This window comes from Candidatus Saccharimonadales bacterium, from assembly GCA_040903985.1.
GTDB lineage: Bacteria > Patescibacteriota > Saccharimonadia > QS-5-54-17 > QS-5-54-17 > JBBDUI01.
The window spans coordinates 624,038-636,727 of the sequence record JBBDUI010000002.1 but is presented as its reverse complement, the minus strand read 5'-3'; the positions used below and the strand labels follow the sequence as shown (position 1 = coordinate 636,727).

Annotated in this window: 13 protein-coding genes and 2 tRNA genes; 1 reads left to right on the top strand and 14 read right to left on the bottom strand. The window is 50.0% G+C overall.

Annotated elements, in window-relative coordinates; all coding sequences use genetic code 11:
• Positions 1-60: 60 nt before the first annotated feature.
• From rpsP to WD467_03385, 14 genes are all read right to left on the bottom strand, one after another.
• Positions 61-531: a 30S ribosomal protein S16 gene (rpsP, locus tag WD467_03450; GenBank protein MEX2452929.1), complete on the bottom strand. Its 471-nt coding sequence runs from the start codon at positions 529-531 to the stop codon at positions 61-63.
• Between the two features lie 113 nt (positions 532-644).
• Positions 645-1,337, bottom strand: a complete 693-nt coding sequence (rnc, locus tag WD467_03445) for a ribonuclease III (GenBank protein MEX2452928.1) — start codon at positions 1,335-1,337, stop codon at positions 645-647.
• Positions 1,324-1,911 (bottom strand): NUDIX hydrolase, encoded by a 588-nt coding sequence (locus tag WD467_03440; GenBank protein MEX2452927.1) that lies wholly within the window; start codon positions 1,909-1,911, stop codon positions 1,324-1,326. The genes rnc and WD467_03440 overlap by 14 nt, the downstream gene beginning before the upstream one ends.
• Positions 1,865-2,314, bottom strand: coding sequence for a transcription antitermination factor NusB (gene nusB, locus WD467_03435; protein MEX2452926.1), 450 nt, complete (start codon positions 2,312-2,314; stop codon positions 1,865-1,867). Before nusB ends, WD467_03440 begins: the two co-directional genes overlap by 47 nt.
• Positions 2,315-2,339: 25 nt before the next feature.
• A complete protein-coding gene (locus tag WD467_03430; GenBank protein MEX2452925.1) occupies positions 2,340-2,465 on the bottom strand; it encodes a hypothetical protein in 126 nt (41 codons plus the stop codon).
• Between the two features lie 89 nt (positions 2,466-2,554).
• Positions 2,555-3,250, bottom strand: a complete 696-nt coding sequence (locus WD467_03425) for a hypothetical protein (protein ID MEX2452924.1) — start codon at positions 3,248-3,250, stop codon at positions 2,555-2,557.
• Position 3,251: 1 nt separating this feature from the next.
• Entirely contained in the window at positions 3,252-5,705 is a 2,454-nt protein-coding gene (gene leuS, locus WD467_03420; GenBank protein ID MEX2452923.1) for a leucine--tRNA ligase, read from the bottom strand.
• A gap of 132 nt (positions 5,706-5,837) precedes the next feature.
• Complete coding sequence (locus WD467_03415) at positions 5,838-6,584, bottom strand: DUF5715 family protein (protein MEX2452922.1); 747 nt, start codon at positions 6,582-6,584, stop codon at positions 5,838-5,840.
• A 7-nt stretch (positions 6,585-6,591) separates the two neighbouring features.
• A complete protein-coding gene (murF, locus tag WD467_03410; protein MEX2452921.1) occupies positions 6,592-7,866 on the bottom strand; it encodes a UDP-N-acetylmuramoyl-tripeptide--D-alanyl-D-alanine ligase in 1,275 nt (424 codons plus the stop codon).
• Positions 7,867-8,022: 156 nt separating this feature from the next.
• Positions 8,023-8,099: transfer RNA gene (locus WD467_03405), tRNA-Ala, on the bottom strand.
• Positions 8,100-8,158: 59 nt separating this feature from the next.
• On the bottom strand, positions 8,159-10,213 hold the full coding sequence (gene ligA / locus WD467_03400; GenBank protein MEX2452920.1) for an NAD-dependent DNA ligase LigA: 2,055 nt from the start codon (positions 10,211-10,213) through the stop codon (positions 8,159-8,161).
• A complete protein-coding gene (locus tag WD467_03395) occupies positions 10,164-10,931 on the bottom strand; it encodes a hypothetical protein (GenBank protein ID MEX2452919.1) in 768 nt (255 codons plus the stop codon). The genes ligA and WD467_03395 overlap by 50 nt, the downstream gene beginning before the upstream one ends.
• Entirely contained in the window at positions 10,928-11,821 is an 894-nt protein-coding gene (locus WD467_03390) for a M48 family metallopeptidase (GenBank protein MEX2452918.1), read from the bottom strand. Before WD467_03390 ends, WD467_03395 begins: the two co-directional genes overlap by 4 nt.
• A 37-nt stretch (positions 11,822-11,858) precedes the next feature.
• Positions 11,859-12,407 (bottom strand): LemA family protein, encoded by a 549-nt coding sequence (locus tag WD467_03385; GenBank protein MEX2452917.1) that lies wholly within the window; start codon positions 12,405-12,407, stop codon positions 11,859-11,861.
• A gap of 110 nt (positions 12,408-12,517) precedes the next feature.
• Between WD467_03385 and WD467_03380 the strand changes: the two genes are divergently transcribed.
• Positions 12,518-12,591 (top strand) — tRNA-Cys (locus WD467_03380).
• Positions 12,592-12,690: the final 99 nt, after the last annotated feature.

Genomic DNA, 12,690 nt, shown 5'->3' with positions numbered 1-12,690 from the left:
TAGCATATGGTCAGGCCGCCGGTTCAAGCGGTGATCTCAGCCTTTTTACGGGCGAAAAGGCTACTCTTTTTTACTGTCGTCAGTAGAGGCTTCCGGCTCAGCCGCCTCACTGGCGGCATCTTCTTCTGATGCGGCCTTATCAGGCTCCGTAGTCTCAGCTGTGGACTCGACTTCTGTTTCCGGCTCAGTTGTAGCTTCAGTGGTTTCAGCCGGAGTAGTCTCAGCCGCTTCAACTTCGGGCTCGACTTTGGCCTGTTCGGCTTTAACCACCAGATTCTTCAGAGCCCACTCAGGTAGTTTCACGCCCTTGTTATTCTGCAGTAAACGCACCACTCGACTGGAAGGTTGAGCCCCCTTATCAAGGTAGTGTTGAGTGAGAGCCTCATCGAGGACCAGCTCTTTAGAGTGTGGATTATAATGACCGAGTTGAGCGACAAACTTCCCGGTAGCCGCGCGGCGCGAATCGGCCGCTACTACACGATAGTGAGCGAGCTTCTTACGACCGGTACGGGCAAGTCTAATTGTTAGCATGTCACCTCTTCAGAATTAAAATCCGCTCTGATTTTGAGAGCGGATAAGTGTGAAATATCATAATTTCTTATCACAACCTGCTCTATTGTACCCATCTGAAGCACAGGTGTCAATTACTCAGACACTTCGACTTCGGCTAACGCCGCGGTCGCTGCTTCCTGCTGGGCGATCTGCTTACTAGTGCCGTCTCCCTGCCCCCGTAATTGGCCGTCGACATAAACTCCAACCGTAAACCGCTTATCGTGATCTGGTCCAGTTTCGGATATCACTTCATATTCCGGCGTGTGTCCTTCTCGCTCCTGCACTAATTCCTGATACTTTGTCTTACTATCCTGCCAACTACCCTCAGCCAGGATCTTTGGCAGGGTAGAGATAATGTTGTTAGTAATGAATAGCTGAGCCGGTCCATAGCCCTGATCGAGATAAATAGCACCGATAATAGCCTCTATGGTGTTGGCGAGAATCTGCCGTCGGGCTCGACGACTGCCCTTCCGTTCACCCCGACTCAGCCGCAGCCACTGCTCGATCTCTAAAGTCTCAGCTACGCTACTAAGCGACTCGGTCTTAACCAACGCGCTGCGCCAGTTAGTTAAGATACCTTCTGGCTCTTGATAGTTACGATAGAGGTATTCGGTGACTACCAACTCCAGCACGGCATCACCGAGAAACTCCATCCGCTCGTTATGCTCTACTTGGGATCTACCCTTCTCGTTCAGGTAAGAGCGATGGGTTAAGGCCGTTTCATACAAATCCACCTGAGTGAACGTCACCCCGATAACAGCTTGTAAATCTTTAATATCCGGCATGGCGTATCTTCTTTAGGGCGATTAGAAATAGCTTACCGATGTCGTCGTACTCGATAAGATCAAGTGCTTTATTAGCTGGGAACCACTCGACGTCCTTAATCCCCTCGTTCTCTTCCGGTACGTAATCCTCTGTGTTCTTAAAGGCATGAATCAGGAAAATATGCGTCGTCATCAAGATAAGTTTGTCTTGTTTGCGATAACGAAAATCGATCTTACCTAGTCGATCGAGAATACGTAGATCACCCAATCCAGTCTCTTCTTCAATCTCCCGCACCGCTGTTTCTTCAATCCGCTCACCTGGCTCGACATGTCCTTTGGGGATGGTCCAACGGTCCTTGGCATCCTGGATCATTAGTATTTCGATCCCTCGCTCAGTGCGCCGAAATACCACTCCACCCGCCGTCTCTTCCGGTACGGTCTTGCGAATACGCTGACGAATCTGCCGAAATTTATTCAGTTTCGGCTTATGACCGCGTGGCCGTGAGCCAGAACGAGGTTGATTACTTCCGTTTGATGAATTCTGCGGCTTACTCGGCTGCTGTTGGTTGGTCTGATTTGGTTTCGATTTGTTCACGATAAATAGTTCCTAATACTCCGTTAATAAATTTTGATGAGCTGTCACCGCCGAATCGTTTGCCGAGTTCGACAGCCTCGTTAATGGCTACTTTCGGCGGGATCTTCTGCTGCACGACCAGCTCATATACTGCCATCCTAAGCACAATCTTGTCGATCCGGGCGATTTGAGCGATCGGCCACTCTGGTGCAGCTGGCTGGATGATGGCATCAATTCGCTCTTGCTCGACTAAAACCGACCGCGTCATATCATAGACAAACTCAGTGTCGTCGATCACACCATCGTACTGATCTAGATTGCGCTGAGTTATGGCATCAATATCGGGCTTTTCGTCTACCCGAAAATCGTATTCATACAAACTCTGAAGTGCTACTATCCTGCCAAGGTGCCGATTTGAAGCCATGTTTTAATGTACCCGTACTTTAAATTTACGACTGCTTGTTTCCTAATTTCACCTTTACCGGTGACCGCTTATTAACCCGCTCGGCGAGCTGTCGCACCAAATGTGAACGGTGCAGGCCTTGCTTGCGTGGGCTGCGGCGCTTCTTGGGCATTCCCATTGCCGACTCCTGTCATGCTTTAATTTATACTTTACATAAAAGTATAACGAAGACCACCCGCCATAACAAGCGAAGTTGCAAGCCTAGGTAGTTGAAGTCCCATCATCTATGACCGGTTCTAGTCCACAGATATCTCGCATAGCTCGTTCTATATCACTCTCAGCTACGATATGAGTCTCGATAATTGGCACCTCATCGCTTGTATAAGCCCAGGCTGGAGTGAACATCTCTTGTTTGTCGCCCTGCCCCAAGCTTAAGATCTCGCTATATTCAAGAGTAAACATGATAGCATCATCGGCCGATCCGATATCGTCGACCACTACCTTAAAGCCATGGTCCTCATCAGTCAGGCCATAACGATAGGGTCCATTCATGACTGTTAGTATCTCTGTATTCGGGGTTGGGGGTATAAAGGGAAAGAACTCCAATATCTCACCGTCTTCCTGGTAACGATAGATGATCGGATTGTAGACAACCAGATAAAAACCTTCAATATCGGGCCAAAAAACACACTGATCCAGGGCTAACTCGAAATCAACCTCTACACCACCTCTAATCTTATCTCTAAGCTCAGTGACGGCTTTCTGTCCTAGAGCTTCAGCACGCTCAGACTGCTGCACTAGCTGTTCAGACTGCTCGAGCGACTGCGAGGATACTTCAGCTGTCTCGCTCGTACAGGCGAGGGTGAGCAGCAAACTGCCAGCTGCCAAGCGGTGAGACATACTACGTCGCTCCTTGGAAGGTAATGTTAACTGATCCTTCTCTGTAGTCTTGGGCATCCTAGCCGATCACGAAGTTTATCAGTCGATCGGACACAACGATAACTTTACTCACCGTCACATCTTCGAGCTGCTTTGAAATCTTCGCATCCTGACGAGCGAGCTCCTCTGTCTCTGTTTGATCGAGCCCGGCGGGCGCACTAATTTGCGCCCGGACTTTACCGTCAATCTGCACTACGATAGTTACCATCTCCTCGGTAAGGTACTCCTCATTCCAGACCGGCCACCCTGCAATATGAATACTCTCCGCACCCCCCAGCTCAGACCACAGCTCCTCGCATACATGAGGAGCAAAAGGTGCCAGTAAGAGTAGTAATGCCTCTATCGCATCCTTCCAGACGGTATTATCAGTCGTTGGTTGAAAAACTTCTTTCTGTTTATAAAGGTAGTTAGTAAACTCCATGAGCGCAGCAATGGCTGTGTTAAAACTCATGTTCTCGATATCATTACTAACTTTAGCTATGGTGCGGTGGGTATGAGTTATGAGAGCTGTCTCAAGCTCGCTCTGGTTGTCAACCTTATCGGTAGCTTCACCATCTTGGTATTCTCCTACTAGTCGCCAGATGCGATTGATGAAACGGTAGGTACCGGCGAGCCCTTCCGTTGTAAATGGCCCACCATCAGTCCAGGGACCGATGAAGAGCATATGAGTTCGAAAAGCATCGGCCCCGTAGCCAGAATCGATTACCTCGTCCGGACTGATGACGTTACCGCGCGACTTACTCATCTTCTGACCGTCAGGACCGAGGATCATTCCCTGATTGCTTAGCTTCTTAAACGGTTCGCTGAACTCTAAACCGGCATGGTCGTATAAAACTTTTGTGATAAAGCGCGAATAGAGCAGGTGCAAAATAGCGTGCTCGATACCGCCCATGTAGTGGTCTACCGGTAGCCACTCACTAACCTCTTCTGGGTCAAACATACCCTCGGTATAATGGGGATTAGGATAACGCAAATAGTACCAGGACGAATCGACAAAAGTATCTATAGTATCGACCTCACGCCGAGCCGGGGCATCACACTTTGGGCAGTTAGTGCTAACGAAGTCCTCCCGGGCAACTAGCGGCGATTTACCGGTCGGCTCAAACTCTACATCCTCAGGTAGTAACACCGGCAGCTGATCTTCTGGAACCGGCACTGTACCACACTTATCGCAATAGATAATCGGAATCGGTGCACCCCAGTAGCGCTGACGGGATATCAGCCAGTCGCGCAGCTTATATTGAGTCGTGGCTTTGCCGGTACCGTCCCGCTGCAGAGCTTTCGTGATGGCTATTCGTGCCTCATTACTTACCATACCGTCATACACACTGGAGTTAATTAGCTGTCCTTCACCGCTAAAAGGCAGGGCGGTGGCCTCGCCTGTAGGTTCTACCACCTGCACGATCGGTAACTCAAACTTAGTGGCGAACTGATAGTCTCGCTCATCATGAGCCGGAACGGCCATGATCGCTCCCGTCCCGTAATCCATTAATACGTAGTCGGCAATCCAGATCGGAATCCTCGCCTCATTCACCGGATTGATGGCGTAAGCTCCAGTAAAGACACCTGTCTTCTCCCCTTCACTCATCCGGTCAACATTACTCAGGCGAGCAGCCTGTGTTTGATACTGCACTACTGCCTTAGCCTGCTCCTGACTCATCAGCGTATCAACTAGCGGGTGTTCTGGAGCTAACACCATATAAGTAGCCCCGAACAGGGTATCAGGACGGGTAGTATATACTTCAACTACTTCTGATGAGTCTGCCACTGCAAAACTAATCTTAGCCCCTTCACTACGGCCGATCCAATTAACCTGCATCGTCTTTACTTTCTCTGGCCAGTCGATTTCATTTAGATCTTCCAGCAAACGATCAGCATAGTCAGTGATTTTGAAAAACCACTGCTCTAACTCTTTCTTAATAACCGGCGTACCGCAGCGTTCACAGTGATGATCATCCCCGACTACCTGTTCATTAGCCAGTACCGTCTGGCAGGAAGGACACCAGTTCTGTAAACCTTCTTTTCGGTAAGCCAGACCTTTTTCATGCAAGAGCAAAAATAGCCTCTGAGTCCACCGATAATACTCTGGACTGGCCGTTGAAAGTTCCTTGTCCCAATCAAAGCTAGCCCCCATCCGGGCCAGCTGTACCTTCATACTGGCGATGTTACTCCGTGTCCACTCGGCGGGAGGGATATTACGTTTAAGGGCGGCATTTTCCGCCGGCAGACCGAAAGCATCCCAACCCATCGGAAACAGTACATTCTTTCCCTGACGACGCTGATAACGAGCCAGCACATCCGGTGCAGTTAGGGCGTACCAGTGACCGGTATGTAGATCCCCGGAAGGGTAGGGAAACATAGTTAAGTTGTAGTAGTAAGGCTTCTTAGGGTTCGAATCGGTCCTATATATCCCAGTATCCGTCCAGACGGCCTGCCATTTGGTTTCAATCGACTTTGGATCATAAAGTTTCATAACAAAGCTGATTATATCAGATAGAACCCGGTCTGTTAGGGGGAATTAGCGAATCTATAAGGCTCTCTACGACGGCTCAGACGTTGTCTAACAGGCGCCCCACCCTTAAAGGCGTCGAATGCACAGACTATACTATGGAGTCTCGGGATTGGTACATATATGGTAGGAGCTGTTGTTGCTGTCAGGATATTCTAGTATGAAATGAATCAAACCTTCGGAAGCCAGACTGTCCAGTACCTGATCCAATAACAGGTGAACCTGTCGATCGTACTGCTCGTAACTACCAAAAGGTACCACTCTCGAGCCAGCGGAAGCAAAGGCCTGAGTGTAAGCCGACTGCTTATCAGGGCGCGGATTGATGGGCGTGTCGCCGAGATAATACCCGCAACCGTCTATGTCAAAGGCGAATCCGCAGCTATGCGGTCCTTTGTCTACTGCCAGCTTGCCCCCCTGAATTAACTTCTGCTGGTACTCCTTGGTGCACGTTAGCATCGAGACCGCCAGTTTTATATCCTCCGAGAGACCCCTCTCTCGCATCAAATCACGCCAGCGTTGGCCGATGATCTGTAGTAATTGGTAAGGCTTTTGCCTTAAGTAGGGAGGATAGTCTCGGATCAACTCCGGATTCCGGTAGCGCATGACGGGACGCAAATTATCATCCTCTGTCACTGGCACCAACTCACCGTCGGCTACCGCCCGATCGATATCTTCATTATTATTGTAAGGTTCAAATCCACTCATCCACTCTAGCTCCTGACGGATGGCATTCTGCACCCGTTCTAACTCCGCCGCGGGTGCTTTCCGTCCCAGCTGTATTACCGAAGTGGTAAGCCCGTTCTGCTGGATTGTTCTGAGTTTTTTTATTATAGGGGCAAACATGTAGCTATTATACTCTAAACTGCTCTCGCTTTTTATCTAACCAGCCCTGGCTTTGTCGCACGAGCTGATCTGCGTCCTTCGGATCAGCTAGTAGTAGTTTAACTGCCTCTTCGGCGAAGACGCCATTCTGTGAGCCTTTAACCAAGACGACATCTCCTGACTGCAATTCGCTAACCATAGCCTCTCCAGCAGCTTGTGGACTAGCGAAGGTCTGTATCTTGTCGCTCTCCACTCCAGCTTTCTCAGCTGCCTCTACCAGATGTTCATTAGCTGGCTGCCCGATAGTCATCAGCCTATCCAAAAAACCACAGTGTCGGCCAACCAATCTATGCCCAGCGGCCTCATACTCACCCAGTTCATTCATCGTGCCCAGTATTGCCAGCTTGCGTCCCGTAAACTGACTCAGTGCATCGAGAGCAGCCACTCCGGAATATGGGCTAGCATTATATGAGTCATCTAGGATGATGCTGCCATTCTTACCCTGCAGCACACGCATCCGGCCTTTCGGCTGCTGGAATTGTGCTAACTGCTCGATGATATCGCGTTTACCGACACCCAGCTTATGAGCTACAGCTGCTGCTGCGACCAAACTATAGACCGCCTGGCGCGCTATGACAGGAACTCTCAATGGCAGCCCCTCGTCACCAAAGAAGAGATCGCCGCCCCAGCCTTTCTCCCCGTCAAACTGCTGCAGATCCATCCAGTAAGTAGCTGGGCTCAACCCATAACCGTACATATGCGACTGTGCCTCGCCATGGTCTCGCAGTCGTTCGTCATCATGATTGTAAAAAACCTGCTTACTCGTCTCGGCTAGCAGCCATTTCTCACGCAGTATCGCCTCAATCGACTTAAACTCCTCAAGATGGACCTTAGCTACGGCTGTTACTACTCCGATGTCGGGGCGGATATAGCTCATAAAGCGTTTGATATCACCCGGACGATCGGCGCCCATTTCTAGCACTACCACATCGTAAGGATAGTCGTCATTCGCTATAGTCTGGCGCATAGTTTTAAACACTCTCAGCCAGCCAATGACGTCGGTAGTTCGCTCGGGTGGCTCCAGCTCGAACAAACTCAAAGGTAGACCAAACTCGGTATTGTAGTTACCCTCATGAGCTAGCACACTGAATTTATAGCTAAGCACCTGAGCGATGGCCTGTTTCGTCGAGGTCTTGCCCACACTACCCGTAATAGCGATTACTTTAGGCTGGTGCTTACCTAGTAGTTTTTCTACGTACGCTTCGAGGCGCTGTAAAACGAGATTCCGTAAAATTTTTCGCATAGGTATAGTGTACCATTCGTATAGCCTTTGGATGATAGGTTCGTAATAGAATTGATTCCTTCTCTATCGCACCGGCCCGCCACGGCGGCGGTCTGGTCGGTTCTCATCATATTTATTCCAAGAAAAAAGCCCCGGCTGACGCCGAGACTCTTTTCTTGGTGGAGCATGTCGGATTCGAACCGACGACCTCTTCACTGCCAGCGAAGCGCTCTAGCCAACTGAGCTAATGCCCCTTGAAAAGTAATGCTTTTAGCCATATCGCTATGGAGACAATGTATAGTATACGAACTATCTAATCTTTGAGCAATTCTAGTAATCCCTGCTCATCTATCTGTTCCGTACCATGATCTTCGGCCTGCTTGACCTTACTAGACCCTGGCTTCTCTCCTGCCACCAAATAACTGGTCTGTGCCGATACACTAGCGGTAACCTTACCTCCAAGTGCACGAATCCGCTCTGCCGCCTCTTCCCGGCTCATCTCCCCTAAGCTACCAGTGATAACAAAAGTCTTACCCTCTAAGGAGCCTCCGGCAGTTAATGCCTGCACTGGCTCCACATTCAACTGTTTAAACTTCTCCAACATGCTCAAATTATCCGCATCACCAAACCATCCCACGATCGACTCAGCTACCACCTGACCCACTCCATCAACTGCACTTAGATCGTCCAGCGTAGCTTGAGACAAGCGCTCTAATGAGCCGAAGTGATTAGCCAGATCGATCGCCGTCTGCGCACCGACATGACGAATGCCTAGAGCATAGATAAAACGGTGCAACGCTGGCCGTTTAGCTCGGTTAACCGCCTGGACTAATTTCTCGGCTGAGATTTCAGCAAATCGCTCCAGCTCCAGTAACTTCTCCTTATCCAACGTGTACACATCGGCTAAGTCTTGTATTAAACCGGCATCTACCAGGGCTATGGCATTCTTCTCGCCCAGACCATCGATATCCAGTGCCCCTTTACTCGCGAAATGACGAAGCGCTCGTTTAAGTAGTAGCGGACCGGTAGCTCCTTTGACTCGCGTCACCACCTCACCGCTTGGTCGCTCAAACTCTAAATCGGGGTGTTGACGAGCTAGTGCAGCGGAAAAATCAAAGGCCTTAGTCCCATTTGGTCGCAGCTCAGGCAGCACACGCTCGACCTGAGGAATGATATCACCGGCCTTATAGATGATTACCGTATCTCCTATACGAACATCTTTGCGGGCGATCTCATCAGCATTATGCAAACTAGCATGTTGCACCGTGGTACCGGCCACTACGACGGGATCAAAAACAGCCACCGGCGTCGCCGCACCGGTCCGACCTATACTGATGACGATATCTTTCACTACCGTAGTAGCCTGCTCAGCCGGATACTTATAAGCTACGGCACCCCGTGGCGCCTTGCCCACCACACCTAATCGATCGAACTGTTCGCGGTCATTCACTTTAATCACTAACCCATCAGTATGGAAAGGTAGATCGAGACGCTTCTCCTGCCACTGTTCAGCAAACTCGAGCAACGCAGCTATATTACTGGCTGGCTGAGCCTGAGTATTAACGTTGAAGCCCAATTCACGTAAATACTCATAACTAGCTGCGCTAGTCGGAACATCGTCCATATCCTCTCGCAGTAAATCGTAAGCATGAAACTGTAACGGTCGCGCTGCTACAAGCGTGGCATCCAGCTGGCGCATAGTTCCAGCCGCTAGATTGCGCGGATTAGCAAACAACGCCTGGCCTTCTACTGCACGCACCCGATTTAACTGCTCGAAGTCGGCTTTATACATAACGATCTCACCCCGTACCTCAGTGTAGCCCTGCAGCAGGTGTCTACTAGCATCCTCTCGCAGACGCAATGGTACTGAATTAATCGTCCGTGCATTCTGAGTGACATCTTCACCGTTCTTGCCATCACCTCGTGTCACCGCTCGCACTAACAGTCCATACTCATAAACTAGTGAACAGGCCAGACCGTCCATTTTGAGATCGATGAAATAGGTTGTCTTCTCTCCCGGTAGTAGCTTTTCTACCCGCTGCTGCCATGACTCTAGCTCACTAGCATCGAAGACATCATTTAAGCTCAGCATGGGCCAGCGGTGTGCTACAGAACTAAACTGTGGCAGTGGCGTGCCGGCCACGCGCTGCGTCGGTGAATCCATGGTGACCAGGTCTGGATAACGCTCTTCCAACTCGGTGAGTTCGTGTTTGAGACTATCGGCCGCCGCCTCGCTCATGATCGAACGATCATTCACGTGGTATTCGTGGCGGTACTCATCGATCAACTGCCGGAGTTTGACTATGCGGGCTTTAGCCTTATCTTTTTCGTTTTGGTTGGACTGGAGGGCCATGTCGTTTGATCTCATAAGTTACAGCTATCAAGTAGGCTAGCGAGAAGGCGATTAGTATAAACCGCGTCAGCAGATTGATGACAAGTACCATCCAATCATTATTTAAAGCCGGCACATAGAGTAGTACTACAGCGAGGATTAATGGAACTGTAGCAATCAGTACGGCCAATCCCACACTGCGAGCCAGCCACCACAAACGTTTGCGGCTGAAGCCCCAGGCGGCCTTGATTGCTGCAACCGGACTCTTATCTGCCACGTAAAGCGGTGCTAACCAAGAACGCAGTAGCCAGTATAGGCTTAGACTGGCTAGTAAGAACCAGACTACGCTAGCTACTACCTGCTCCGGTGTTGAGGCGCCAAACTGATAGCGCATCACCTGCTCCACAAACAACCCACCGACTGCGAACGGTATAAGGTAGAGTATCCAAACTAGTAGCACTAAGAGTTGTTTGATGAAATCGCGTGAACCACTATAGAATGTCTGGCGTAAATTTGGTTGCTGCTTATCTGTAGTTTTAGCAATACGCCAGATAAGTACACTCATGATAATGGCGAACCAGATCTCGCCGGCAAACGTAGCTGTATCGGACGAAGTAACGATAAAGAAATCGACAGCTACCGCCACCAAAGCGACTAAGGTAAGTGAAGTTATAAGCGAGCGCCAGCGCGCAAAACCGACTCTTGCCAGTCGGCGGGCCGTTGGTAAAGGGCGAGTCGCTGCCTGCGCTGTCAAAGCTCAGTTCCCATTTGATTCAGCTGAGCCACACGATCGGCCGTCGGTGGGTGAGTACTGAATAACTTACGTACGAACTGGCCGCGCTTTTCCCGGCCGAAAGGATTGGCCAGAAAGAGGTGAGCCGTAGCGTTGTTGGCCTTACGCATAGGTCGAGCCGAACTTTCAATCTTCTGCAAAGCGCTAGCTAGTCCTTCCGGATAGCGGGTCATTAACGCTCCTGACGCGTCTGCGAGAAATTCTCGCTTCCGGGAGACGGCCAGCTGCAGCATCATCGCGATTAAGGGTGCGATGATGGCCGCTACGATACTGACCAGCAGCATTACTCCCCCCGCCCGCGAGTCTCGATCGCCAAGACCGCCGAACATTCCGATTCTCAGTAACCAATCACTAACGAAAGCGATAATCGTCACGAGAGCGATAACGATACTAGTGACCCGAATGTCATAGTTCTGGACATGACTGAGCTCATGGGCCATCACTCCTTCAAGCTCGCTATCGTCTAATATATCGAGGATGCCAGTCGTAGCAGCTACCACGCCGTGCTCCGGATCTCGCCCGGTGGCAAAGGCATTGGGGGCCGGGTCGTTAACGATATAAATCTTAGGCATCGGCATACCGGCACTAATGCTTAAGTTCTCTACTATCTTATACAGGCGGGGAGCCTCCTGAGCTGTTACCGGTTTGGCCCCAGTCATAGCGATCGCCATCTTCGCACTAGCGAAGTAACTAATCCCAGCGTAAGTAATGGCGAAAATCAACATCGGGATAAAGAAACCCGGGGTATCAAGAGTAACGGAGATTACCCATCCCAGCGCACTCATCAGTAGCACAAAGGCGAAGATGATAAGTACGGTCTTCAGTTTGTTTTTTCGGACTGCGGAATACACCTAGTCACACCTCTTTAGTATTAATTAACTACTCTAATTAGAACTGGACGTCGACCGGCTCACGGACGGTGGCCATGTCTTCAACTTCGAAGAATTCCTTCTCCGTAAAGCCCAACATACCAGCGATTAAATTGGTCGGGAACACCTGAGTCTTAATATTGAGATCACGTACTGCACCGTTGTAGAAACGACGGGCGGCCTGAATCTTATTCTCAGTGTCGACCAGCTCAGTCTGTAACTCACGGAAGTTATCACTAGCCTTAAGGTCCGGATAGGCTTCAGCGACGGCAAATAGACTCTTCAGGGCTCCCTCGAACTGATTCTCAGCTTCAGCGGTCTCTTTTACGCCACTAGCGTTAAGCGCTTGCGCCCGAGCTTGAGTCACCTTCTCAAAGACCTCTTTCTCATGCGAGGCATAGCCTTTAACGGTGTTAACCAGGTTAGGGATGAGGTCTAGACGGCGTTTGAGCTGCACAGTGATATCGCTCCACGCCTCTTCAGTCCGCACATTAGCCCGTACCAGACTGTTATAAATAAATACTATAGCGACCAGTACAACGGCGATAATCGTGATAGCGATCCACATGATTTTATACCTCTTAGTTTGGCCATATTATAGCATCTGTAAGTCCCCATATCCAGCTCTGGTTGGCGCTCGTGTATAGATTGATATACCATTAAGTAGCCGTCAGCTACGGCGCGTTGGCCGAGGAGTTAGGCAAGGGTCTGCAAAACCCTGTACACCGGTGCAAATCCGGTACGCGCCTCCACGTTAGGATAAGCTATCAGTTTACGCGATGCTAAGTACACTTTTCATTGCTCCAACTTTTCGCTATCCTTCCTTAATCAGGCAGAACAGTAACGTTTTG